We start from the raw sequence: 23,859 nt of genomic DNA, 5'->3' as shown, positions 1-23,859 counted from the left end.
CCTGCCCGGAAGGAAAGAAATGAGTGACACCCCGGAGAAGGGCTGCCCCGTGGCCCACGACTCCGTGACCGCGCACGGTAGCGAGAGCGAGAACCCGGCGATCGACTCGCCGACACCGAAAACGGGTGGCCGCCCGCGTACCAACAAGGACTGGTGGCCCAACCAGCTCGATCTGTCGGTGCTGCACGCCCACTCGCCCAAGGCCAACCCGCTCGGCGAGGACTTCAGCTACGCCGAGGAATTCGCCAAACTCGACGTCGAGGCCCTCAAACGGGACATCGTCGAGGTGCTCACCACCTCGCAGGACTGGTGGCCCGCCGACTTCGGCCACTACGGCGGCCTGATGATCCGGATGAGCTGGCACGCCGCGGGCACCTACCGCATCCACGACGGCCGCGGCGGCGCCGGTGACGGCGCGCAGCGGTTCGCCCCGCTCAACAGCTGGCCCGACAACGCCAACCTCGACAAGGCGCGGCGGCTGCTGTGGCCGGTCAAGGAGAAGTACGGCCAGCAGATCTCGTGGGCCGACCTGCTCGTGCTCGCGGGGAACGTCGCACTGGAATCGATGGGGTTCAAGACGTTCGGCTTCGGCTTCGGCCGGGTGGACACCTGGGAGCCCGAGGAGATCTTCTGGGGTCCGGAGGACACCTGGCTGGGTGACGAGCGCTACGCCACTGACACCGAGATGGTGCCCGACGTCGGCGCGACCGAGATGGGCCTCATCTACGTCAACCCGGAGGGGCCGCGCGGTAACGCAGACCCGGCCGCGGCGGCGCATTTCATCCGGGAGACCTTCGCCAGGATGGCGATGAACGACGAGGAGACCGTCGCGCTCATCGCCGGTGGCCACACCTTCGGCAAGACCCACGGCGCGGGTATCGCCGACGACCACGTCGGCCCGGAGCCCGAAGCCGCCCCGATCGAGACGCAGGGCCTCGGCTGGCTGAGCACCCACGGCAGCGGCAAGGGCGCCGACACGATCACCAGTGGTCTCGAAGTGACGTGGACCGACAAGCCGACGCAGTGGAGCAACCGGTTCTTCGAGATCCTCTTCGGCTACGAGTGGGAGCTCACCACGAGCCCCGGCGGCGCGAAGCAGTACGTCGCCAAGGACTCCGAGGCGATCATCCCGGACGCGCACGACCCGGCCAAGAAGCACAAGCCGACCATGCTCACGACGGATCTGGCACTGCGCGTCGACCCGGCGTACGAGAAGATCTCGCGCCGCTTCCTGGAAAACCCGGACGAGTTCGCCCTCGCCTTCGCCAAGGCCTGGTACAAGCTGCTGCACCGCGACATGGGCCCGGTCAGCCGCTTCCTGGGGCCGTGGGTCCCCGAGCCGCAGCTGTGGCAGGACCCGGTGCCGGACGTCGACCACGAGCTCGTGGGGGACGCCGACATCGCCGCCCTCAAGACGAAGGTGCTCGAGTCGGGGCTCACGGTCGGCCAGCTCGTCGGCACCGCGTGGGCGTCCGCGGCGAGCTTCCGCTCCACCGACAAACGCGGTGGTGCCAACGGCGCGCGGATCCGCCTGGAACCCCAGCGTGACTGGGAAGTCAACCAGCCGGAGCAGCTCAGGACCGTCCTGGAGACGCTGGAAGGCATCCAGCGCGAGTTCAACGACGCCGGTGGCGCCAAGATCTCGCTGGCCGACCTGATCGTGCTGGCGGGCTCCGCCGCCGTCGAGAAGGCCGCGCGTGACGCCGGCACCGAGGTGAGCGTGGCTTTCCACCCCGGCCGCACCGACGCCACGCAGGAGGACACCGACGTCGAGTCGTTCGCGCTCCTCGAACCGCGCGCCGACGGGTTCCGCAACTACCTGCGTCCCGAGGAGAAGCTGCAGCCGGAGGTCCTGCTCGTCGAGCGCGCGTACATGCTCGACCTGACCGCGCCGGAGATGACCGTCCTCGTCGGAGGCCTGCGTTCGCTCGGGATCACCGCCGGTGACACCCGCCACGGTGTCTTCACCGACCGGCCGGGCGTGCTCACCAACGACTTCTTCACCAACCTCCTCTCGCCGGGTACGAAGTGGAAGGTGTCGGAATCCGAGGAGAACGTGTACGAGATCCGCGACGTCACCACGGACGCGGTGAAGTGGACGGCCACCGCGGTCGACCTCGTCTTCGGCTCGAACTCCCAGCTGAGGGCGCTCTCCGAGGTCTACGCGGGGCAGGCCGCGCGGGAGCGGTTCGCCGCGGACTTCGCCAAGGCCTGGACCAAGGTCATGGAACTGGACCGGTTCGACCTCGCCTGAGGCCATTGCGTGTGAAGGCCCCGTTCCCTCGGCTCAGCCGAGGGAAGGGGGCCTTCACGCGCTTCACGGGATGTCGAGCTCCGTGTGCCGGGTCGCCAGGGTGCGGGCGAGTTCGGCGAGTTTGACGTTGAGGTCCTGGGAGGTGCGGCGCAGCAGGTCGAAGGCCTCGTCGGCGGTCAGGCCGCGTCGTTGCATGAGGATCCCCTTCGCCTGCCCGATGACGTCGCGCGATTCGACCGCCCGCCGGAGATGGCTCCCTTCCAGCTCCGTCCGGCTCACCGCGTTGGTGGTCGCCAGCGCGAGCGAGCCGTGGGTCGCCAGCAGCAACGCGGTGTCCTGTGCCCGCGAATCGAGCGCCCCGGGGCGGCGGCTGTAGATGTTCAGCGCGCCGGGCAGCCTCGGTGGAGCCGCGTCGGGCACCAGCACGGTGGACAGGATCGCGGTGAAACCGTGCCGCACGGCGGCCCGGGAGAAGTCCGGCCACCTCTTCTCCGCCTTCAGGTCCTCACTGCGGATGTACCCGGGACTTTCGCTGTCGGCGGCGTCGACGCACGGCCCCGTGCCCGCCCGGTACTGCACCTGGTCGAGCTCCAGCGCCACTTCGCCGGTCGAGACGGGGGTGTGGAAGCCCCCGTCCGGGGCCCGCAGGGTGACCGACACCAGGTCCGCGCCCGGGACGACCCGGTACGCGGCGGCGACGACCTGCTGCAGGACCTGGGCGGGTGTCGAGGCGGCCAGCAGCAGGCGTGTGAGCTCGACGAACTGCTCGGCCAGCGGGCCCGCCGACATGGTCTCGCCTGAGCCGAATCCGGCCTTGTCGCGCTGCCACAGTCGTTCGTCCGCCATCGCTGACCATCCAGTCGTGTTCGGTGTTCTCCACCGGGTACCCCGCGGCGTCATCCGCCAATCGAGTCCGATGTGGACAGTGCCTCAGGGATCGACCCGTGCGCGGAGAAGACAGAACACGTTTCCTTCGGGGTCGGCGAGCACATGCCACGACTCTTCCCCCGTCTGGCCGACGTCGGCGGGCCGTGCCCCGGCGGCGAGCAACCGCTCCAGTTCCGCGTCCTGATCGCGGTCGGTGGGGTTCACGTCGAGGTGCAGCGGGAGCTTGCCCGGCTTCGGATCGTCGCTGCGGCTCAGGATCAACGTGGGCTGAGGTCCGCCGAAGCCGACGCCGGGCGGCCCGATCTCGATGTCGTCGCCGTCCTTGCCGATTTCGACGTAGCCGAGCACTTCGCACCAGAAGGCCGCCATCCGGACCGGGTCGGCGCAGTCGAGGATGAGTTCGGTGATACGGCAGGCCATACGGCGAGGATAGCCCCGATTCGGCGCATGAATCCGCGGGGAGTGGGTATCCGGTGGCGTCGGGTTGATCGCGCACTGAGGAGGCGGCCGTGGCCGGAGACGTCGTGGACTTGATCATGCAGGACCACCGTGAAGTGGAGCGGTTGTTCGGCGAACTCGAGCGGCATCCGGAGAAACGGCCGTTGCTCGTCCCCGTGCTCTCGTCGTTGCTCACCGCGCACAGCCGAGCCGAGGAGGCCGAGGTGTACCCGGCCGCCAAGGGCGAGGCGGACGAGGCCGAAGACGTCGCGCACGGTCAAAAGGAGCACGCCGAGGCCGAGCAACTGCTCGTGAGGCTGAACGGCACCGAACCCGAATCGGCGGAGTTCGACAAGGTGCTCTCCGACCTCGTCGAGGCGGTCACGCATCACGTGGAGGAAGAGGAATCCACCGTACTGCCGAAAATGCGGCGCGAACTGGGCGAAGAACGGCGCCGCGAACTGGGGAAGGCCTTCGTGGACAGCCGGGCGTCGCATCTCGGCGACCGTCCCGGTGAGGCCACCAAACGAGAACTGCTGACCCAGGCGCGCAACGCGGGTGTGACGGGTGCCTCGAAGATGGACAAGGACGAGATCGCGCGCGAGGTGGCCAAGTCGTCCTGAGCGGACTGTCCTGCCGCGACGGTTGCGGTCCTGACCACACCCTTCTACCTTCGATGGATGGCGATCGATACCGAAGCCGGGCAGGCCGCTCCTCTCGTCGTGGTCGAGACGGCCCGTTCGGAAGAAGCGATCACCGTCGAAGTGGCGGGTGACATCGATATTTCGACCAGTACTCGGCTCCGGGCCGAGCTCTTCGAACTGCTGGCCGACGGCCCCGGCGCCGCGGTGATCGACATGACCGGAGTCGGCTTCTGCGATTCCTCGGGTCTTTCCGTGCTGGTGCAGCTGAATCGTCGCTGCGCGGAGGCCGGGATCGACCTGAGTTTCGCGCCGTCCAAGGTACTGCGGCGGGCCATCGAGCTCACCGGCCTGCTGCCGACGCTGAAGATGAGCGACTAAGCGACGACACGCACCGTGCCCAGCTCGGGATCCGCGGCGTCGTAGACGAACATGCCGGCGCGGACGCCGGTGTGGAGATAATCGATGATCGCGTCGGTGAACACTTCACCGGGAGCGATCGCCGGGACACCCGGCGGGTAGGGGCTGACCATCTCCGCGCTGACGCGCCCCTCGGCCTTGTCGAGCGGCACGTGCTCGGCGTCGGCGAAGAACGCGTCGCGGGGCGACATCCGCATTTCCAGGGTCAGTTCCGCGGCGGAGGGCAGGTCGACCGCCGGTCGCCGCTCGAAATCGTGTCCTGCCAGCCCGCGCAGGCCGTTCATCAGGGCGGACACGGTTTCCTCGTCGTCGGCGTGGGTGATCTGCACCGCGATCCGCCGGTGGTCGGACAGCCCGGTGTGCAGATGGCGTTCGGCGAGATGGTCGGCCGCCTGGTAGCCGGTGATGCCGAGGCCGGCGACGTCGACCACGATCTTGAGCGGGTCGTGTTCGAAGGCGAGCGGGTGGAATTCCCCGGCCAGCGCGTGCAGCCCGGGGATGTCTTCGATCTCCGCTCGTACGCGGGAGGCCAGCGACAGCGCGTTGCCCAGCAGCTCTTCGCCGTGTTCGACCATCTGCCTGCGCCAGCCGTCGAGAGAGGCGAACAACAGCGCGGAAGTGCTCGTGGTGCCGAGCAGGTCCTCCCTGGCCTTGAGCACGTCGGGGGAGACCCGGTCGCCTCGCAGGTGAAACACCGACGCCTGTTCGAGCCCGCCGCCCATCTTGTGCGTGCTCGTGACGCAGAGGTCGGCTTCGCCGTCCATCGCCCAGGTCGGCAGGTCGTCGTGGAACGGGTAGTGGGCACCCCACGCCTCGTCGACGATCAGCGGCTTGTCCGCGGCATGGCAGACGCGGGCGACACCGCGGATGTCGGCGCAGGTGCCGTAGTCGGTCGGGGTGATCAGCAGCATGCCTTTGACGCCGGGCGCGTCCGCCAGCGCGGCCTCGACCTCTTCCGGGCCGGGAGGATGCGCGAGATGGTGCTCCTCGTCGTATCGGGGGCGGACCCAGACCGGGTGCACACCGCTGATCACCAGGCCGGCGACGACCGATTTGTGGGCGTTGCGGGACACCAGGAGACGTTCACCCGGTCCGGCGACGGCGAGCATGGCGCTCTTGACCGAGAGTGAACTTCCGCAGGTGGAGAAGAAGGTGTGCTCCGCGTCCACGGCGTCGGCCATCAGGTCCTGTGCCTGGCTGAGGATGCCACGCGACATCCTGCGGTCGTCCAAACCGTTGAGGGTGAGCAGGTCCGACGCGAAAGCGTCCCGGCCGAGCAGCTCCAGTACGCGCGGATCCGCGCCGCGGCCTTGTTTGTGACCCGGTGGGGTGAAGGCGAGCCCGCCCGCGCGGCGGTAGGCCTCGATGGCTTCCAGCACCGGTGCGCGCGAGTGGTCCATCCTGCCTCCGATCAGCGGCCGAGGGCGTTCTGCAGGTCCTTCTTGGTCATGGTGGACCGGCCTTTGATGTTGCGCTTCTTCGCTTCGTTGTAGAGCTGGTCCTTGGTCGGCCCGCCGGGCCCCTTGCGGTTGCCGGACCGTTGGCCGCCGCGTTTCTGCGGCGAGGTGTCCCTGGTCGAACTCTTGCTCGCGGTCTTGGATTCACCGGATTGCGCGCGGTTCTTGTTCACCGTGCGTGCGGCGATCTCCTTGGCGCGGCCGGTGCTCGCGCCACGCTTCTTCTGAGAGGACTTGATGTGCTCGTACTGACGTTCGCGTTTGTCGCTCCAGCTCTGTTCAGGCACGGCTCCTCCTTCGTCGTGACCTGCGGATACCCGTTCGGCTCAGCGGTCAATCGAAAGATCACCCGTCCAGGGCAGAGGTGCGCCGGGCCGATGTTTACCGTCCCCGCCCGCCGGGTATCAAAACGGTGACGAGGGGAGCGGATTCATGTCGGTCCACAAAGGACGAAGGTGACTTTGGTGAACGCTACGTCGCTCATGGAAGACATCGATCACGTCGTCCTGCGGGAAGAGGCGGTCCCGGCTCCTCGTGACCGCCGTTCACGGCGCAGGGACGATTACTCCCATTGCCGTCCCTGGTTCGACGAGATGGCCGCTTTACCCGCCGGTCACCCGGAACGGGAGTGCCTGCGGGAACGCCTGATCCTCGAACTGCTGCCGGTCGCCGAGCACATCGCCGTCCGGTTCAGCGGACGAGGGCAGCCGCGGGAAGACCTGATCCAGGTGGCGCGGATCGGCCTGATGAAGGCCGTGGACCGGTTCGATCCGGGACAGGGCGGGGATTTCCTGGCGTACGCGGTGCCGACGGTGATGGGCGAGGTGCGGCGTTTCTTCCGTGACACCGGCTGGGCGGTCCACGTTCCGCGCGGGATGCAGGAACTGCGCACCCGGCTTTCGCGGGCGACCACGGAACTCACCCAGACCCTCGGCCGCGCGCCGACTCCCACCGAACTCGCCGCCCATCTCGACGTGGACGTCGACACCGTCCGCGAAGGCCTGCTCGCCGCGAACAGCTACCAGACGTCGTCCCTGGACCGGCCGGTCAACGACGGCGAGGGTTCGCTTCCGCTGTCCGACGTGGTGGGAGAACTGGATTCCCGCTTCGAGCACATCGAGGACCGGCACACCGTGGTCCCGCTGCTCCAACGGCTGCCGGAGCGGGAGCGGGCGATCGTGACCATGCGGTTCTTCGACGGGATGACCCAATCGCAGATCGCCGAACGCGTCGGGATCTCCCAGATGCACGTTTCCCGCCTGCTCACGAAGATCCTGCAGGATCTGCGCGGCAGGCTCAGCGGCTGAACAACTCGCCGAGGCCCTGCCGGATCGGCGGGGTGCCCAGCGCGCGCAGGGAATCCCAGAGGGTCACCGCGGTGGCCGTCAGCACGGGTTTGCCGAGGCCGGTTTCGAGGTCTTCGAGCAACGGCGTCGTGTGCAGGGCTGTTTCGGGGATCAGCAGCGCTTCGGCCTCGTCGTGGTCGGCCGACGCGGCGAGTTCGGTGATGCGGCGGCCGTCCCAGGCCGCGAGCGCCCGGTCCGAAGGCGCGTCGGCGGAGACCGAATGAACGGTGGAGACACCCGCCTCCGCGAGGAAACCGGCGAAAGTCGCGGTCGTGTCGCGGTGATAGACCGAGGCGAGCGCCACGCGCCCGGTGCCCAAGTGGGCGAGCGCGGTGAGGTACGCCAGCGAAGTGCTGCGCGCCGGGACACCGAGCCGTTCGCCGAGCACGCGCGACTGTTCGAGCGCGCCGTCGAGGCCGCGCGTGAAGCTGCAACTTGAGCAGGCCCAGCTGACGACGTCCGGCGCCGTGCCGAACCGCGCGGCGGACACGAGCCGGCCCGGCGCGCCGAGTTCGCGCACGGCTTCGTGTTTTCCGGCCGCGTCGAGGTCATCGACCTGGCCGACGTTGTCGCCCCACGGGACATAGGCGAAGTCCACGGTGAGGTCGGGACTCAGTTTTCCCGCCAGGGCGAGGAAATCGTCCTCACCGCAGTCCCGCGTCGGGTACAGCAGGCCGATCCTGGTCACGGCTCACTCCTTCCGGGTCGAAGCCCTTCGGAGGTACCCGACGCGAGCCGCGGTCACTCGTGCGCGGCAAACAGGACGCCGAAATCCGGCGGGGTGAGCTGCCCGACGCTGTGGTCGTCCTCGCGGACGGCCCTGAGGAAGCGCGCGACCTGGGAGGGACGCGGGGTGGCGGTCTTCCCGCCCAGGTAACGGAGGACGATGAGATCCTCGCCGGAGTGGGTCTCGATCGCCACGGCCCAGCCGTGGATCTCGTCCCACAGCAGCGCGACGTCGCGCTCAGGATGGGTGGGGAGCCGCTCGTCGAGCGCGACGTACGCCGAGACCGGGCTGTCGTGGTCGACGGTGCAGGATTCGAGGCCGACGCCGAGAACCTCGGTGACTTCGGCGAGATACCCCCACACGGCGTCGCGGGTGTGCGGGTGGCGGACAGGCATGGTGAGCAACGAGGACTTCCCTTTCTTTCCCCGGCCTCGTCCGGTGCGGGGCCCGGGGCCCGCACCGGACGGGACACTCAGGCCTGGATCTCCTTGCGGTCCGACGTGGAACCGGTGATTTCGATGCGCCGCGGCTTGGCCTTCTCGGCGATCGGGATGCGCAGGGTCAGCACGCCCGCTTCGTAGCCGGCCGCGATGTTGTCGGTGTCGAGCGCTTCGCCGAGGAACAGTTGGCGGGAGAAGACACCGAGCGGACGTTCGGAAACCTGCATCTGGACGTCTTTCCCCGCGAACGGCCGCCGCTCGGCCTTGACGGTCAGGACGTTGCGTTCGACGTCCAGCTCGATCGCCTCGGCGGTGACACCGGGAAGATCGAAGCAGACGACGAACTCGTCGCCTTCGCGGTACGCGTCCATCGGCATGGTGGCCGGTTTGGACCAGGTGCCCGGATTCGCGGCGCCGAACATGTGCTGGGTCAGCCTGTCCAGCTCGCGGAACGGGTCGGTGCGCATCAACATCGGGTTCCACCTCCTGGGTCGTTGTCACTGGTGTCAACACGCACTACTGTTCTAGCATGTCATCGAAACGATGACAACCATCAAGTCGTCGATTGGATGACACCCATGGACGAAGACCCCGCCCAGACCGTGCGCACCGTGCGCGACGTGGTGGCCGAGGCCCGCTCCGGAGTTTCGGAACCGGAGAGGCTCCTGGCGGCGCTGGTCGCGTTGAAGACGGTTCGTGAGCAACTGGCGGCTTGGGAGCCGGAGCTGATCGCTGCCGCTCGCGCGGGCGGCACCAGCTGGACGGCGCTCGCCCCCGCGCTGGGGGTCGCGAGCCGTCAGGCGGCGGAGCGGCGGTTCCTGCGGTTGCGGCCGTCCGACGGCGGGGAGAGCACGGGGGAGGCGCGGGTCGACGCGGAACGAGACCGGCGGGCGGGTGATCGCGCGGTGGCCGAGTGGGCGCGGCGCAACTCGGCGATCCTGCGGCAGCTGGCCGGTCAGGCGGGCGCGCTGGACGGATTGAACGCCAAGGCCAAGGAAAGCGCCGAGAGGCTGAGCGCGGTGCTCGGCGAGGACGACGTCACCGGTCTTCTGGCGCCGCTGGCCGACCTTCGCGCCCATCTGCCCCGCGAGCACACCGGGTTCGCCGAACGGCTCGGCGAGATCGGCATGCACACCGAGCAGGTCCGGCGGTCCGCCGTCGACGACAGGAGGGATCGCAACTCTTCGCGGTGAGGGTGTGAACACGGCGCCGGGTGGGTACCCGGTGCCGTTCGCCGAGCGAGCCGGAGGTCTTCGATGCTGGTCCGACCCGATTCCCAGCCAGCCGCCGACGTCGTCGAGTTGGCGTTGAAAGTGCTTGCCGCGGAAGGCCTGCACGGGCAGGCCGCGCAGGCGGCCATCGAGGAGATGGCGCGGGAACGAGGCCTGCCGGTCAGGCGGTGCGCCGAGCTCATCGTGGCGGCCGTTGACGGGCGAGCGAACTGAGGCCCGGCTGGCCGACTCGGTCCCGAAACGCCGTGAAGGCCTCCTTCCCTACCCTGAAGGTAGGCAAGGAGGCCTTCACGGACACGCGGCCGCAACCCTACTGGCAGGCTTCGCAGTCCGGGTCGTCGATGCGGCAGGCGGCACCATCGGTGAGCGGGAAGTCGAAGTCGTCGAGAGCGGGGACGGCCAGAGCGGTTTCTTCCGGCGTGGCGGTGGCGGACATGTCACTCCCTTGGTACGGAACGGGTCTTATCTCTCTGTAGCGCTGACGATCGCCGGTCATTCCGTGACGCGCGCCACAGGGTTCAGGTGGCCGTCCGGAGCAGCGTCTCCGCGTCGTCCAGCGCCTTGGCGAGGGCGTCCGGGTCCGCGCGCAAACCCGCGACGACCGTGTCGATCTCGCGCAATCCCGCGCGCTGCAACAGCCGTTTCTCGTTGGTGACCCACTCTCCGCGAGCCGCGAGGACCGCGTGCGCCGTCTCCATCGCGGCGGTGGCCAGCGCGCCCGCGACCTCCGTGGCCTGCCCGCGCGGGACGAAGGCGCCACGGGTGTAACGCAGGGTCAGTTCGGCGCGGCCTCGCCACATCGCCGGGGCCGTTTCCCGCAGCGCTTCCGGGTAGTCCGGCCGCGGCAGGTCGCCGCGCAGCACGCGGTTGACCGCGAGTTCGGCGACGGGCAGGTAACTCGGGACGCCCGCGAGGTGGAACATCAACGGCTCCCAATGGAACCGGCCCTGCCGTGCTTCGGCGAGATGGTGCTCGACGGAGCCGAGGTCGCGGTAGTGGACGTCGACGTGCCTGCCGTCGATCGTGAGCCAGGCGCCGCCGTTGAACACGCCGCCGCCCCACGCGCCGAGGTCGGAGACCTCGCCGTCCCAGCCGACGGCCCGGAGGTCGGCCGGATCGAAGCCGCCGCGGTAGTAGACGGCGAAATCCCAGTCGCTGCCGGGGCCGTGCGTGTCCTGCGCGCGGGACCCGCCGAGGGTGACGGCGTGCACCGAGGGAAGCGCGGCCAGCGTGCCGGTCACGTGGGCAAGGAAAGTGTCGTCGTTCATCGCGCGGACGAGCTTAGGGTCGTGCCCGCGCGGACGCGACCGGGTTTTGAGCGCGCGAGAGCGTGTTCGTGGCCTTACGCTCGAAAGATGACTGCGATCCCAGGACGACTCCGCGCACCGCTGGCGTTCCTCCCGTTCCTGGCCGCGGTCGCGGTGGTCGCACTCGTCGGCGGACTCGCCGCGGCCGACGCCCGCTCTGTCTACAGTGGACTCGAACGGCCGTCGTTCGCGCCGCCCGCGTGGTTGTTCGGTCCGGTGTGGACGGTTCTGTACCTCGCCATCGCGGTGTCGGGCTGGCTGTACTGGAAAGCGGGTGGCGACCGCCGGGGACTGACCTGGTACGCGGTACAACTGGTCCTGAACGCCGCGTGGACGCCGCTGTTCTTCGCGGCCGGCGCCTACGGCCTCGCCCTCGCCGACATCGTCCTGCTCGACGTCGCGATCGTCGTCACCGCTCTGTACTTCCGCCGGTCTTCCCGGGTTTCGGCCGCGTTGCTGCTGCCGTACCTCGCCTGGACGCTGTACGCGACCGCGCTCACCGCCGCGATCGTCGCGCTCAACTGACCCCGAGCGGCAGCGTGGCGGCCACTCCCTTGGCGTGCCTGCCGTCGAGCCGGTCCAGGGTGAGCCCGCCCCGGCGGGCGGCGAGTTCCAGGTCCCGCACCGCGTGTTCCACCGCCTGGGTTCCTGCGGCGGCGATCCGGATCGAGGCACTGACGCGCGGTTCGGTCTCGGCGGCGCTCCGGCGGGCGGTCACGGCCAGTGTCACCGCGGAACCGGGGGCGGCGGCGAGCAGACGGCGCGAGAGATCCGCCGTGAGCACCGGGGAAAGCGTGTCCCAGCCGTCGAGGCGGAAGGTCGCCTGGCAGATCGGGCCGCTGTGCCAGAACCGCCAGTCCTCGCGGATGCGCGCCCGGCCCGCCGTGACGTGCGCCAGCGAGGCGAGTACGCCGAGGACCTCGTTTTCGGCGAGCGCCCGCACCGGCAGTCCGCCGCGACGGAGCTGCCGCCGCACCCGCCGGACCGTGTTCCCGAGTGCCTGCCGCACATCCGCGTCGCGGTGGACGTCGACGGTGCGCAGCGCCTGCAACGCGACCCAGCCCCGTGGTGGCCGTGAACGGTCCGCGCCGACGTGGTGGATGACCTGTGCGGCGACGTCCGACGCCTGTTCGCGGGCCGGCGGCAGCAAGGTCAGCGGCGACGGCATCGGCTGTTCGCGTACGGCCGATTTCGGTTGCAGCACAGCGGTGATCCCGTCGGCACGGCTGACCATGAACACCGTCTCGTCGCCGATCTCGCCCGCCGTCCCCGCCGCTTCCGGCGACAGCAGGCGCAGCAGCGCCCGGCCCGCCTCTCCCGCGTTCCGGAGATCCCGGTCACGGTCCCGCGTCAGATAGCCGGACGCCGAACCGAGCCAGGCGTAGAGCCAGCGGCCGCGGATCCGCACGGTGGTCAGCGCGAGGACCACGACGGCGGCGGTGACCACCGCGGCCGCCAGCGGCCATGGCCGCCCCGCCACCAGGACGAGCGCGACGAGGACGAGTTGCCAGCACACGATCTGCGCCACGCCGATCCCGCCGAACCGTCCGGACCGCCGCACCGCGACGGGCGCCGGTGGATTCGGCCGTGGCGCACCGGGCACCGCGGCGGGTACGGGTACCGCCGCGAATCCTCGCGGTCGCTGCTCCGCCTGGCGAGCGGCGGTGAGCGCGGCCAGCGCGGCCTCACGGGCGGCGGCCCGCGCGGCCGGCGCGGCGTAGGCGAGCGGATCGGGAATGGCCTCGGCCCGCGGTGCGGCCGGTGCGGCTTGGGGAAGCGGCGGGGGCGGCGCGTGGTACCGCCCGCCCGTCCTGGCCGCGCCGAGATCGGTCATCGTCCTGCCTCCTCAACCGTGTCGCCTCAGGTTGCCCCGGCCAACATGAGGTTTCGATGACACGGCGCCCGCGAGTGGCGAGACAGGCTGTTTCATCGAAATTTCATGGTCGCTCTCTAGCTTGATCGCGTGAACACCGAGAAGCGGTTCAGCGCGGTGGCCAGGACGAGAATGGCCGTGGCGCTGGTGGTCGCGGGCTGCCTGGCGCTGGTCGGCCTCGCCGTGACCGGACAGGCGGCGACCCCGGAACGGCTGGAGTTCGTCCAGGTCGGTCACTGGGTCTACAACGACGCCGCCCAGTCCGCGTTCCACGTCGACGGTTCGACGAACCGCGTCGACGCGCGCGCGGACGTGCCCGGCGCGAACGGCAGCCAGGTCGCGCAGGGGGACGGTTCCGGCTACGTGGTCGAGCGGAACCGCATCACGGAGTTCGACAAGGCGACCTTGAGCGTGGAGGAGTCCGTGCCGCCGCCCGCGCCGGAAACCCCGTTCGTGCTGGAGATCGCGGGCGGTCCGTACCTGGTCTACCGCAACGCCGGCCAGATCGTGCGCCTCGGGGACCCGGCCGCGACAGTGCCCGCAGGGGGGCCACTGTCCCGGCCGGTCGCCACGACCGAGGGAACGGTGTGGACGCACCGCGTCGACAACGGCTCGGTCTGCGAACTGCCCAAGGGCGCCGCCGTCATGACCTGTCCCGCGCAGCTCCCGCCCGGACACGGCGGCGGGCTCACGCTCGTCGGCGACCAGCCGGTCGTGCTCGACACCACCGGCGACAGCCTCCACCGTGTCGGCCCGGACGGGCTCGGCGACGGCCTTCCGCTCGGCATCAAGCTCTCGCCGTCGGCACAGGTCGCCAACAGCGCCGTCGGCGACCGGCTGGCCATCGCCGACCCGGAGCGCAACCAGCTCCACCTCATCGACATCAGCGGCCTCGACCAGGATCGCCCGTCCGCGAAGCCGATTTCGGTCGAGCTCTCCAAGGGCAGCCGGTTCAACGGCCCGCTCTCCTCGTCGAACGTCGTCGCCATGGTCGACGAGACCCGCGGCGAGGTGCTGACCTACGACGCCACCGGCAAGCTCCGGTCCACCACGAAGGTGCCGGGCCAGGGAACGGCGCCGAGGCTGGCCAAGGGCGAGGACAACCGGATCTACGTCGACAGCTCCGACGGCTCGCACGTCCTGGTCGTCAACGGCGACGACGGCACGGTGGCCGACGTCGACGTCGACAAGGCGGCCAGCAGCCAGACGGCGGGCGCGCCGTCGGCCGATCCGGAACCGTCCGGCGACCAGCCCCCGCCGCAGCAGCAACAACAACAACAAGCTCCGCCGAATACCCAGAAGGCACCTCCGCCGGTGGCGAAGGCGACTCCGCCCGGCGCGCCGAGGAAGGTGAGCGCGTCGTCCGGGGACGGCTCGGTCAAGGTCTCGTGGAGCCCGGCCGCGGACAACGGCGCGCGGATCACCGGCTACCGGGTGACCTGGACCGGAGGATCCACGCGTGTCGGCGGATCGTCACGAGGGACGACGATTTCCGGGCTGACCAACGGAACCCCGTATGTGATCACCGTGGTCGCGGAGAACTCGGCGGGGATCGGCCCCGGCGCCAGCGCCAAGGCGGTCATCCCGGGGCCCGCGAACCGGCCGGCCGGGGCGCCGGTCGTCACCGCGAACGCCACCGCGGCAGGCAAGGTTTCGGTGAGCTGGACCCAGCCCGACCTCCGCGGCGGCACGCTGGTGCACTACCTGGTCAGCGTGACAGGCAAGGGCCAGCGCACGGTTTCGGGCACGTCCGCGGAATTCACCGGGGTCACCGGAACCGCGACCGTCACGGTCCGCGCGGTGACGAAGTTCGGCTCGGGCTCCACGCTCACCGGCGCCACCGGCAGCAGGAAGGTCACCGTGCCGGTGCCGTCGGATCCGCCGACCATCACCATCTCCACCGTCCGGATGGGGACGACGGGCCTGGTCGTCGAGGTCAGGGCAGACGGGAAGGGCGCGTCCGCGACCTGCCAGGCGGAGTTCAACGGCGCCCGCTCGGCTTCGAAAGCCTGCTCCGGTGCCACCAGCCTGCCCATCAACAACGTGATCTTCGGCGGAGCCATCACGGTGACCGCCACCATCAAGACGTCCGGGGGCACGGCTTCGGACAGCTGGACCGGGGTGCCGTCGATGAACGGCGGCGCGCTGGTCTGGCTCGGCCCGATGGCACTGGCCGGCCTGCGCCGACGAAAGGAAAAGGAACTTCTGTGACGCTCACACCCAGGGTCGCCTACGAGCAGATCGCCGAGAACGTGCAATCGGTGGTGCGCGGCAAACCGGAGGTCGTCCGGCTCACCGTGGCCGCGCTGTTCGCCGAAGGGCATCTGCTGATGGAGGACGTGCCCGGCGTCGGGAAGACGACGATCGCGCGCTGTGTCGCCGCCAGCATCGGCGGCCGGTGGAGCCGGATCCAGTTCACCCCCGACCTGCTGCCCGGCGACATCACCGGCGTGATGGTCTACCACCAGAACGCCGAACGCTTCCAGTTCCACCCCGGCGGCATCTTCGCCAACGTGGTGCTGGCGGACGAGATCAACCGGGGTACGCCGAAGACGCAGGCCGCGCTGCTGGAGGTGATGGCGGAACGCCGCGTCACCGTCGATTCGGTCGGCCAGGCGGTGCCGAGGCCGTTCCTCGTGGTGGCCACGCAGAACCCGATCGAACTGGAGGGCACCTACCGGCTGCCCGAGGCGCAGCTGGACCGGTTCCTCATGCGCATTTCGGTCGGCTACCCGGATCTGGAATCCGAGATGCGCGTGGTCATGGGCGACTGCGCCGGGGTGACGCCGGACGAGCTGAAGCCGGTGCTGAGCATCGCCGACGTCCAGTCGGTCATCGACGAGGTCCGGAAGTCCCATCTGGCACCGGAGATCGTCAACTACGCGGTCCGGCTGGCCGCGGCGAGCCGGTCGCATCCGGACGTCCGCTACGGCGCGAGCCCGCGCGGCAGCATCGCGCTGATCCGGGCGGCGCAAGGGCTCGCGGCCACCTTCGGCCGCGACTTCGTCACCCCCGACGACGTCAAGGACGTCGCGCATCCGGTGCTCGACCACCGGCTCGTACTGACCCCCGACGCGGAACTCAACCAGCGGCGGACCGCCGACATCGTCGACGAACTCCTGGGCGCGACGGCCGCTCCCATGGCCGCGATGGGGAGGTAGACGTGCGGCTCACCCGCCGCGGCGTCATCGTGCTGGCCTTCGCCGCCGGGTCCTACGCCCTCGGCGAACTGGCCGGGTACACGTTTTTCCGTGCCTTCGCGGGGATCGCGGCGGGTGCGGTGCTGATCGCTCTGGTCACCACCAGGTTCCGGCCGCGGGTGGAGATCGGCCGGACCGTCCAGCCGGACCGGGTCGAACGGGGGAAACCCGCGCTGGCCTCGCTCGTCGTGCGCAACACCGGTTCGCGGCGGCACGGCGGTTTCGCCGCGGGAGACGGGATCGGGAACGAAACGCACCGACTGCGAGTCCGCCCGCTCGCACCCGGCGCCGAAGCGACGTACCACTACGAGCTCCCGACGGCGACACGCGGGAAGCTGCGCGTCGGCCCGCTCGTCGTGCACCGGCCCGACCTGTTCGACCTCGCTCGCGGAGACCGGGCCGTCGGGGATTCCGCGTGGTTGTGGGTGCATCCGCGACGGCACTCGGTGCGCGCGGCGCAGGCCGGGCACCCGAGGCACCACCACGAAGGCCCGATCACCGACCCGCCACTGCGTGGTTCGGCGGATCTGCGCGCGGTGCGGGAGTACGTGATCGGGGACGAGGTCCGGCATCTGCACTGGAAGGCGACGGCCAGGACCGGACGGCTCATGGTGCGCGAGTACGCCGACCCCGCCCAGCCCCGGTTCACCACCGTGCTCGACACGCGGCCCGCGTCGATGACGCCCGCCGTTTTCGAGGAGGCCGTCGAGGTGGCGGCTTCCCTGTTCTACGCGTCGGCGTCGGCGGGGCAGCACTGCCGCCTGATCACCTCCGCCGGCGCGGACACGCTGACCGACAGCGGGGTGCGCGCGGCGAGGACGCTGCTGGACGAACTCGCGCTCGTCACGCAGGACGCGGCGGACGACGCGCCGTTGCTGCCCTCGGTCCTCGCCGCCGCCGAACGCCCCGGCGGGGTGCTCGTGGTGGTCACCGGCCCGGACGCCGATCTCGGCCACACGGCCCGCTGGCGGCCCGACACCGTGGTCCGGCTCGGTGACCTCAGGCCGTCGGCCGGCTCCGGTGGACTGATCATCGCGGTCGACGCCACCGGTGCCGCGGCCCAATGGAACTCCTTGGTGGGGAAGGCATGAGCGCCCGGTTCGATCGGCTCGCGGTCGCCGGGCTGCTCGGCGCGACAGGCGTCGCCGGGATGCTGTTCGCGCCCGTGTTCGGCTGGGCGGAACTGCTGGTGCCGGTACTCGTGGTCGTCCTAATCGCGTACGGCTGCGCCGAACTGACCGCGAAGTTCCCCAAGCTGACTCCTTATCGGCCTGCGCTCGTCGCGGTGCTCGGTCTGCTCGGGCTGATCGAGACGGTGCTGACGTCGACCACGCTCGCCGCCCTGCCGACCGGCGCTTCGGTGCGCGGGCTGGCGCGCGGCTTCACCGAAGGCTGGCAGCTCACGCTGCAGTCCACCTGGCCCGCGCTGCCGGTCCCCGAACAGCTGCTCTTCGTGCCGCTGTCGGTGCTGCTCGCCGTCGTGCCCGGGCTTGAACTGGTGCTGCGACTGAAGAAGCCGCTCGTGGCGCTCGTGCCCAGCCTGGCCGTCGCCGGGTTGGCGCAGGCGTATGAGGCGTTGACGGGACTCGTCGCGGTGGCGGCGGCGCTGGGGTTCGCGCTGCCCGCCGGGCTCCTGCTGTGGTCGGGGCGCCGCGTCCGGTCCGTGAGCCGGGCACCCGGCGTGCCGCGTTCCTGGCGGGTGACGGGATCGGCGGTCTGGCCCGCACTGTCCACTGTGGTCGCCCTGGTCGCCGGATCGGTCGCGTTCGCCGTGCTCGATCCGGTCGGCCGCGATCCGCTGACGCTCAAGGACACCCAGGCCGCGCCGCCGCCGCGAAGCAGGGTCGCCAACCCGCTGGACGAGATCGCCCAGCGGCTCATCCGGCCCGGCGAGGAGGTGTTCCGGTACCGCGGCGACACCCCGGTCGACCAGTGGCGCCTGATCGTGCTCAACGGTTTCGACGGCGCGAACTGGCTGTCCGATTCCCGGCTCCACCGGCTCGGCGCCGGTCTGGACGGCGCTCCCGGCGGTGCGGGCGGCAGCGCCGAACTCAAGGTGCGCGGGCTTTCGGGACCCTGGCTGCCGAGCCATCAGGATCTGACCGGGGTGGACGGTCTGACCCCGCTGGTGGACCAGTCCGCGGGCACGCTGATGCTGGAATCGCCGTCCAGTACCTCGGTGCGGGACTACCGGCTCAGCTGGTCGTCACCCGAGGTCGATCTCGGTTCCGGCGAAGTCGACGCGCGCGCACCGGGCGGGCTCGGCGGACTCGGCGCGGTGCCGCCCGACGTCGAGCAAGTGGCGAAGGACGCCGTGCGCGGCCTGCGCCCGACGTTCCAGTCCGCGTTGCAGCTGGAACGGTTCCTCAGCACGAACTACCAGGTCGCGACGGGCACGGAGGAACTGCCGACCGGGCACGGCTGGCCGCAGCTTCGGCACTTCCTGCTGGAGAGCAAGCGAGGGACGAGCGAGCAGTTCGCCGCCGCGTACGTGGTCTTGGCGCGGATGAGCGGGATCCCGGCGCGGCTCGTCGTCGGATTCCGCGGTTCGGCCGAGAAAGACGGCGACACGCACGTCGTCCGGAACCGCGATGTCCTGGCGTGGCCCGAAGTCGCGGTCGCCGGGGCGGGCTGGGTCGCGCTCGACCCCACCGCCGCGGCCGTGGGATCGAGCCGGAGCCAGGCGGGCCCCGGCAAGGCGGTCGCCAAGGCGAGGGCCCAGCTGCCCGCCGAACAGCAACTGCGGCCGCCTCAGCTCCCGCCGGGTACGCAGCCGGACTCCGCCGAAGACCAGAACGCGGAAGCGGGGGTCAGCTGGTGGTGGCCCGCCCTCGTCGGCGCGATCGTCCTTTTCGGACTCCTGTGGCTCGTGGGGGTTCCGGCGGCGAAGGTGATCCGCGCACGACGGCGCCGCCGCCGGACCGGCGAGGAAGGGGTGCTCGGCGCCTGGGACGAGATCCGTGACCGGCTGCGCGCGCACGGGGTGCCGTTCCGGATCGGGATGACCCCGCGCGATCTCGCCGAATCGGCCGGATCGCTTGCCGGGGAAGGGATCCGCGAGCCGGTCGCCAGGCTGGCCAAGGTGCTGGACGTGACGCTGTGGTCCGGCGTCCCGGTGGGCGACGGCGCGGTCCGGCGAGCGTGGCAGGAAGTCGGCGAGGTACGCCGGGGCCTGGCGACCAGACCGTTCGCGGCTCGGGTGCTGGCGGCACTCGAGCNNNCCCCGCATGCCATGCGGGGAAAGCGCCCTTCGCCGCGTCCTATGCGGGGAAAGTCCCCTTCAGCTCACGGGTTGCAGCGGGCGCCGCGGATCGAGACCGGCTCGGTGGTGTAGATGTGGCGGCCGTCGGTCGCCCTGAGCTGGAAGCAGTACCGGCGCGCCGGGTCGACCGGGACGTCGAGACTGCGCTGGCGGTGGGCGACGAGCTGTTTCGTCTCGAGCCGCTCGCCCGCCATGATCACGACGAAGTCCAGTTCGCCCTCCGCGGTCCAGGTCAGCTGCACGTGATCGCTCTGGTCGCGCGGCGGGGCGAGAGCCAGTTTGACGTCCGGCGCCGGAGCGGAAGCCGGTGCGGGCGGCGGGATCGCGGCCGCGACCGGGACGGCCTGCCCGCCGATCTCCGCCGGGCCGAGGACCAGCGGCACCACGGCCAGCCCGGCGGCGAGCACTCCGGCGCCCGCCAGCGCGATGGGCTTCCAGGGAAGCCGCCGCTCGGTCTTGAGCGGACCGCTGAACTCGCGGATCAGGGTCCGGCCGCCCGAGGGTGGCGCTTGCACCACCTGGACCGGCGACGGGGCGGCGGGCTGCCGGAGCACGGCGAAGTCGTCGAATTCGACGTCGGCGTCTTCTTCTTCGGCCGGTACGTCGACAGGTTCCCCGGTGACGACTTCGCCGCCGGGCTGCCGCAGCTTCGTGAACAACCGCGCCAGCGACGCGACGTCCTGCGGCCGGTCGGCCGGTTCCTTGGCCAGCAACCGAAAGATCGTGGCGGAAAGCTCACTCGGGACGCCCGGGTCCTGGATCGGCGCGACCGGTTCCCGTAGCACCTGGAGGATCCGTTCACCGGGCTGTTGCCCGGTGTGCCGGGGAAAGGGCGGTGTGCCGGTCAACGCGGCGTAGAGCACCGCGCCGAGTCCATAAAGGTCGGACGCGGGGGAAAGCGTGTCGTCGCGCAGGGTTTCCGGCGCGGTGTACTCGACCGCGTACATCGGGTCGCGCGGGAATCGCCGACGCAGGGCCACCCCGAAATCGGCGAGTACGAATTCGCCGGAGGCGCGGTACAGCACGTTGTGCGGGCTCACCCCGCCGTGCATGACGTCCGTGCCGTGCGCCGCGGCGAGTGCCGACGCGATCGCGGCGCCGAGCGCGAGCACGTCGGGAACACCCAGCCTGGCACCGGAATCCAGCAGACCGGCGAGTGAACCAGGGCACAGTTCGCGGCGGATTCCGGATCGGCCGCCAGCGTCGGTCAGGACGTCGTCGATCTGCAGCACCGAGCGCGTCGAGCGCACGGCGGCCAGCGCCTTCCGTTCGCGTTCCAGCCACGCGGAGGTCTCGCGGTCGAAGGCGCCGGGGAACATCTTGATCGCGAAGTCGTTGCCCGTAGCGGGATCCCGGCCCGCGTACACGGTGGCGATGGGGCCCTGGGCGAGCAGCCTCGGTCCGCCGACTCCTGTCTCGATGCTCATGACCCCATTGTCGCGCAAGAAGACCCGATTCGGAGTACTTTCCCGGCGGCAGGTTCCTGCCGCGGCGGCCCGGCGCGCGGGCCGCTGGCCGACCCTTTTCCCATGCAGACTGCCGGCCTGGTCAGGGTCACCATCACCACTCCGCACCGGCGCATCGACATGGCGCTGCCGGAACACGCGTCCGTCGCCGAAATCCTCCCCGGCCTGCTCGCGCGGGCGGGCGAGGGAATGGCCGACGACGGGGTCGCCGGCGGCGGCTGGCAGTTGCGCCGCGCCGACGGGACACCCTTCGATCTGGACCGGACGCTGGGCGCGCACCGGGTCCGGGACGGGGAGATCCTCCATCTGACGCCGCGCCGCGCGGAATGGCCGGAGCCCGAGTACGACGACCTGGTGGACGCGATCGCCACCGGCTCCGGCCGCACCGGCAAGGCCTGGGGGCCGCGGCACACGCGACAGGCGGGCCTTGCCGTCGGCGGGGTGGCGATGTCCTTCGGTCTGCTCGCCGTACTGCGCGCCGGCCCGCCGTGGACGTCACCGGCGTCCTGGGCGCTGGCGGTCTCCGCGCTGCTGCTGGCCGCGGGTGTCCTGCTCGCGCGGGCGCTGCGCGACGCCGGTGCCGGGGCGGTGCTCGCCGCCGTCGCGCTTCCGTTCGCCTTCGCCGGCGGCGGTCTCCTGCTGGCGGGTGACGACCCGATCGGCGCGCTGTCCGCCGGTCATCTGCTGCTGGCGAGCGCGGCGCTGCTGCTCGCGGCCGTCGTCGGCCATCTAGGGGTGATCGCCGCGCCCGCCCTGTTCGCGGGGGCCGCCACCGTCGGTCTGCTCGGGGTGCTCGGCGGCTGGCTGGCCACCTTCGACGACCTGGCGGGGTACCGGTCGGCGGCCGTGCTCGGCGGCGGGGTCCTCGTGCTCTCGACCACGTTCGCGCCGCTGGCGCTGCGGCTCGGCCGGGTGCCGATGCCGGTGCTGCCGCGGTCGACCGCGGACCTGGTTCGCGACGATCCCCAGCCACCGCTCGATCTCGTGCACGCCGCCGTCGCCAGAGCGGACGCGCTGCTCACCGGAATGCTGGGCGGCGCGGCGATCGTCGTCATGTACTGCCAGCTGCAGCTGATCCGCAGCGACAGCGAGGCCGCCGTCGTGCTCGTCGCCCTGCTCGCGGCGGGTTTCCTGGTGCGGGCGCGGTTGTACCCGATCCTGCGGCAGCGGCTGCTGGTGCTGGTGACCGGGATCTTCGGCGCCGGGTGCCTGCTGGCCGGCCCGCTCATGGCGGACCGTTCGCTGCTGCTCGTCCTGGCCGGGCCGCTGTCCTTGGCGGTGGCGGCAGGCGTGATCGCCTCCGGCGTCGTGCTGAGCACCCGCGCCGCCAACCCGTATCTCGGCCGGATCGCCGAATACTTCGAGATCCTGGTGACGATCGCCGTTGTCCCGGTGGCGTGTTCGGTGCTCGGCCTGTACGGCTACGTGCGCGGACTGGGGGGCTGAAACGATGGCGTCCAAACGGGATCAACTGCAGGCGTACCAATTCCTGGTGCAGCGCGCGATCTCCGCGCTCGTGACGAGGGAGACCGACCCGGAACAGCCACCGTTCCGGCGGCCGTCCGGTGCCGCGTTCGCCAGTGTCGCACTGGCGATCGTGGCGCTGGCGTGCGTCGGGGTCTACGGGATGATCGTGCCGGGCGGGAACAACGCCTGGCGCAAGAACGCCGCCGTCATCGTGGAGAAGGAGAGCGGGACGCGGTACGTCTACCTGAACGAACGGCTGCACCCCGTCGCGAACTACGCGTCCGCGCTGCTGCTGCTCGGCGAACACGGCACCACGGAACGGGTTTCGCGCGATTCGCTCGCCGGAGTCCCGCGAGGACCCCGGATCGGCATCGCCGACGCGCCGGACGGCTTGCCCGGCCCGGAAAAGCTGCTCACCGGATCATGGTCGCTGTGCTCGGCGCCCGCGAGCGACCTTGCGGGCAGCAGGATCGAGGAATCGGTACTGCTGGCGGGCGCGTCGCCGTCGGGCGGCGCGGAACTGGGAGACCAGGCGCTGCTGGTGGAATCGACGTCGACCGGTGACCGTTTCGTCGTGTGGCGCGGGCATCGGCACCGGATCAACGACTACGGCGCCGTCGGCACCGGGCTCGCGCTCATCGCCGAACCGTGGGCGCGGGTGGGCCGGGCGTGGCTCGACGTGCTCCCGGAAGGCACGCCGATCGGCCCGCTCCCGGTCGCGGCGGCGGGTGAGGTGTCCACCGCGGTACCCGGCCGGACCGACATCCGGAACGGGATGCTGCTGATGGTGCGGACCTCCGGCGGCGGACAGCAGCACTACCTCGCCGAGCGGGACGCTTTGCGCCCCATCACCGAACTGCAGTACGACGTCCAGCGCGCGAGCGCCCAGATGCTCGCCGCCTATCCCGGTACCGAACCGAAGACCGTGCCGCTGCCGCCTTCGCTGGCGACCATGTCCCGTCAGCTGGACCCGGTCCGGGCCGACGCCGGCGCGGCACCCGCGACCCGTCCGGCCATCGCGCGCCTGCGCGACCAGGACGCCACCGTGTGCGCCGCCTTCGGCGACGGCTCCGCGGCGCCCGCGCTGACCGTCGACCCCGCACTGCCCGCCGCGGACCCGATGTCCACCACCGCCCGCCGGACCGCCGCCGGGACCCCGCTCGCGGACCGCGTCCACGTTCCGCCGGGCAGCGCGATCGTCGTCGAGGCGATGCCTTCGTCTTCTGCTGCCGTGGGAACGCTGACCGTCGTGACCGACATGGGTCGCCGCTATCCGCTGGCTTCCCCCGACGTGCTGAAGATGCTCGGCTACCCGTCCGCGCGCCCGGTACGCCTTCCCGCCGGCCTGGTCGCGCGGCTGCCCGAGGGCCCGAGCCTCGACCCGGCCGCCGCGCGGCGCCAGACCCTGGCAGGCTGACCCGGATTCCCGTGTCCCGGCACG

24 protein-coding genes are annotated in these 23,859 nt (G+C 70.9%); 13 read left to right on the top strand and 11 right to left on the bottom strand.

Translation table 11 applies throughout. The features are described 5' to 3' along the window. The first annotated feature begins 19 nt into the window (after nt 1-19). On the top strand, nt 20-2,254 hold the full coding sequence (gene katG, locus LCL61_RS33575; RefSeq protein WP_340683464.1) for a catalase/peroxidase HPI: 2,235 nt from the start codon (nt 20-22) through the stop codon (nt 2,252-2,254). 63 nt (nt 2,255-2,317) lie between these two features. Here the strand turns inward: katG and LCL61_RS33570 are convergent, their stop codons facing one another. Together LCL61_RS33570 and LCL61_RS33565 are read right to left on the bottom strand one after the other, a co-directional pair. After that, a complete protein-coding gene (locus tag LCL61_RS33570; RefSeq protein WP_340683463.1) occupies nt 2,318-3,100 on the bottom strand; it encodes a GAF and ANTAR domain-containing protein in 783 nt (260 codons plus the stop codon). Between the two features lie 84 nt (nt 3,101-3,184). Then, nucleotides 3,185-3,562 carry a VOC family protein gene (locus LCL61_RS33565; protein ID WP_340683462.1) on the bottom strand — a complete coding sequence of 126 codons (378 nt, stop codon included), beginning with the start codon at nt 3,560-3,562 and terminating at the stop codon, nt 3,185-3,187. An 89-nt stretch (nt 3,563-3,651) separates the two neighbouring features. Between LCL61_RS33565 and LCL61_RS33560 the strand changes: the two genes are divergently transcribed. Together LCL61_RS33560 and LCL61_RS33555 are read left to right on the top strand one after the other, a co-directional pair. Continuing rightward, nucleotides 3,652-4,203, top strand: coding sequence for a hemerythrin domain-containing protein (locus LCL61_RS33560; RefSeq protein WP_340683461.1), 552 nt, complete (start codon nt 3,652-3,654; stop codon nt 4,201-4,203). Between the two features lie 57 nt (nt 4,204-4,260). Further along, nucleotides 4,261-4,602, top strand: a complete 342-nt coding sequence (locus tag LCL61_RS33555; RefSeq protein ID WP_340683460.1) for an STAS domain-containing protein — start codon at nt 4,261-4,263, stop codon at nt 4,600-4,602. Here the strand turns inward: LCL61_RS33555 and LCL61_RS33550 are convergent. Both LCL61_RS33550 and LCL61_RS33545 read right to left on the bottom strand, forming a co-directional pair. Next, on the bottom strand, nt 4,599-6,041 hold the full coding sequence (locus LCL61_RS33550; RefSeq protein WP_340683459.1) for an ornithine decarboxylase: 1,443 nt from the start codon (nt 6,039-6,041) through the stop codon (nt 4,599-4,601). The two genes, LCL61_RS33555 and LCL61_RS33550, sit on opposite strands and share 4 nt — an antisense overlap. Nucleotides 6,042-6,052: 11 nt before the next feature. After that, nucleotides 6,053-6,385: a plasmid stabilization protein gene (locus LCL61_RS33545; protein ID WP_340683458.1), complete on the bottom strand. Its 333-nt coding sequence runs from the start codon at nt 6,383-6,385 to the stop codon at nt 6,053-6,055. 195 nt (nt 6,386-6,580) lie between these two features. On the opposite strand from LCL61_RS33545, the gene LCL61_RS33540 reads away from it, so the two are divergent. After that, nucleotides 6,581-7,405: a SigB/SigF/SigG family RNA polymerase sigma factor gene (locus tag LCL61_RS33540; RefSeq protein ID WP_425342076.1), complete on the top strand. Its 825-nt coding sequence runs from the start codon at nt 6,581-6,583 to the stop codon at nt 7,403-7,405. Here the strand turns inward: LCL61_RS33540 and LCL61_RS33535 are convergent. The 3 genes from LCL61_RS33535 to LCL61_RS33525 form a co-directional block, all read right to left on the bottom strand. After that, complete coding sequence (locus LCL61_RS33535; RefSeq protein ID WP_340683456.1) at nt 7,395-8,132, bottom strand: decarboxylase; 738 nt, start codon at nt 8,130-8,132, stop codon at nt 7,395-7,397. The two genes, LCL61_RS33540 and LCL61_RS33535, sit on opposite strands and share 11 nt — an antisense overlap. Before the next feature lie 53 nt (nt 8,133-8,185). Next, a complete protein-coding gene (locus LCL61_RS33530; protein WP_340688739.1) occupies nt 8,186-8,566 on the bottom strand; it encodes a DUF6292 family protein in 381 nt (126 codons plus the stop codon). 77 nt (nt 8,567-8,643) lie between these two features. After that, the gene (locus LCL61_RS33525; protein WP_340683455.1) at nt 8,644-9,084 is read right to left on the bottom strand and encodes an Hsp20/alpha crystallin family protein; all 441 of its coding nucleotides are present in this window, start codon (nt 9,082-9,084) and stop codon (nt 8,644-8,646) included. 105 nt (nt 9,085-9,189) lie between these two features. On the opposite strand from LCL61_RS33525, the gene LCL61_RS33520 reads away from it, so the two are divergent. Continuing rightward, on the top strand, nt 9,190-9,804 hold the full coding sequence (locus tag LCL61_RS33520) for an HSP18 transcriptional regulator (RefSeq protein WP_340683454.1): 615 nt from the start codon (nt 9,190-9,192) through the stop codon (nt 9,802-9,804). A gap of 63 nt (nt 9,805-9,867) precedes the next feature. Next, nucleotides 9,868-10,056, top strand: a complete 189-nt coding sequence (locus LCL61_RS33515) for a hypothetical protein (protein WP_340683453.1) — start codon at nt 9,868-9,870, stop codon at nt 10,054-10,056. Nucleotides 10,057-10,153: 97 nt separating this feature from the next. Here the strand turns inward: LCL61_RS33515 and LCL61_RS33510 are convergent, their stop codons facing one another. Continuing rightward, on the bottom strand, nt 10,154-10,279 hold the full coding sequence (locus LCL61_RS33510; RefSeq protein WP_007031507.1) for a hypothetical protein: 126 nt from the start codon (nt 10,277-10,279) through the stop codon (nt 10,154-10,156). An 82-nt stretch (nt 10,280-10,361) separates the two neighbouring features. Continuing rightward, a complete protein-coding gene (locus tag LCL61_RS33505) occupies nt 10,362-11,111 on the bottom strand; it encodes a nucleotidyltransferase domain-containing protein (protein ID WP_340683452.1) in 750 nt (249 codons plus the stop codon). An 87-nt stretch (nt 11,112-11,198) separates the two neighbouring features. Here LCL61_RS33505 and LCL61_RS33500 point away from each other — a divergent pair, with 87 nt between their 5' ends. Continuing rightward, nucleotides 11,199-11,675: a TspO/MBR family protein gene (locus LCL61_RS33500; RefSeq protein ID WP_340683451.1), complete on the top strand. Its 477-nt coding sequence runs from the start codon at nt 11,199-11,201 to the stop codon at nt 11,673-11,675. Here LCL61_RS33500 and LCL61_RS33495 read toward each other — a convergent pair. Continuing rightward, nucleotides 11,668-12,984 carry a type VII secretion protein EccE gene (locus tag LCL61_RS33495; RefSeq protein WP_340683450.1) on the bottom strand — a complete coding sequence of 439 codons (1,317 nt, stop codon included), beginning with the start codon at nt 12,982-12,984 and terminating at the stop codon, nt 11,668-11,670. The two genes, LCL61_RS33500 and LCL61_RS33495, sit on opposite strands and share 8 nt — an antisense overlap. A 129-nt stretch (nt 12,985-13,113) precedes the next feature. Between LCL61_RS33495 and LCL61_RS33490 the strand changes: the two genes are divergently transcribed. Genes LCL61_RS33490 through LCL61_RS33475 form a run of 4 tightly spaced genes read left to right on the top strand, consistent with a single transcriptional unit; the run spans nt 13,114 to nt 19,557 of the window. Further along, nucleotides 13,114-15,234 carry a fibronectin type III domain-containing protein gene (locus tag LCL61_RS33490; protein ID WP_340683449.1) on the top strand — a complete coding sequence of 707 codons (2,121 nt, stop codon included), beginning with the start codon at nt 13,114-13,116 and terminating at the stop codon, nt 15,232-15,234. Further along, nucleotides 15,231-16,184, top strand: a complete 954-nt coding sequence (locus LCL61_RS33485; protein WP_340683448.1) for a MoxR family ATPase — start codon at nt 15,231-15,233, stop codon at nt 16,182-16,184. The genes LCL61_RS33490 and LCL61_RS33485 overlap by 4 nt, the downstream gene beginning before the upstream one ends. A gap of 2 nt (nt 16,185-16,186) precedes the next feature. Next, on the top strand, nt 16,187-17,314 hold the full coding sequence (locus LCL61_RS33480; RefSeq protein ID WP_340683447.1) for a DUF58 domain-containing protein: 1,128 nt from the start codon (nt 16,187-16,189) through the stop codon (nt 17,312-17,314). Continuing rightward, nucleotides 17,287-19,557, top strand: coding sequence for a transglutaminase TgpA family protein (locus tag LCL61_RS33475; RefSeq protein ID WP_425341947.1), 2,271 nt, complete (start codon nt 17,287-17,289; stop codon nt 19,555-19,557). The genes LCL61_RS33480 and LCL61_RS33475 overlap by 28 nt, the downstream gene beginning before the upstream one ends. Here the strand turns inward: LCL61_RS33475 and LCL61_RS33470 are convergent. Continuing rightward, a complete protein-coding gene (locus LCL61_RS33470) occupies nt 19,509-20,912 on the bottom strand; it encodes a serine/threonine protein kinase (protein ID WP_340683445.1) in 1,404 nt (467 codons plus the stop codon). The genes LCL61_RS33475 and LCL61_RS33470 overlap by 49 nt on opposite strands. A 102-nt stretch (nt 20,913-21,014) precedes the next feature. Between LCL61_RS33470 and eccD the strand changes: the two genes are divergently transcribed. Together eccD and eccB are read left to right on the top strand one after the other, a co-directional pair. Beyond that, the gene (eccD, locus tag LCL61_RS33465) at nt 21,015-22,397 is read left to right on the top strand and encodes a type VII secretion integral membrane protein EccD (RefSeq protein WP_340683444.1); all 1,383 of its coding nucleotides are present in this window, start codon (nt 21,015-21,017) and stop codon (nt 22,395-22,397) included. Nucleotides 22,398-22,401: 4 nt separating this feature from the next. After that, nucleotides 22,402-23,835, top strand: coding sequence for a type VII secretion protein EccB (gene eccB / locus LCL61_RS33460; RefSeq protein WP_340683443.1), 1,434 nt, complete (start codon nt 22,402-22,404; stop codon nt 23,833-23,835). The last annotated feature ends 24 nt before the right edge of the window (nt 23,836-23,859 follow it).

This window comes from Amycolatopsis coloradensis (assembly GCF_037997115.1).
GTDB lineage: Bacteria > Actinomycetota > Actinomycetes > Mycobacteriales > Pseudonocardiaceae > Amycolatopsis > Amycolatopsis coloradensis_A.
Note: the sequence above shows the minus strand (reverse complement) of the source record. Positions and strands in the feature narration are given on the sequence as shown.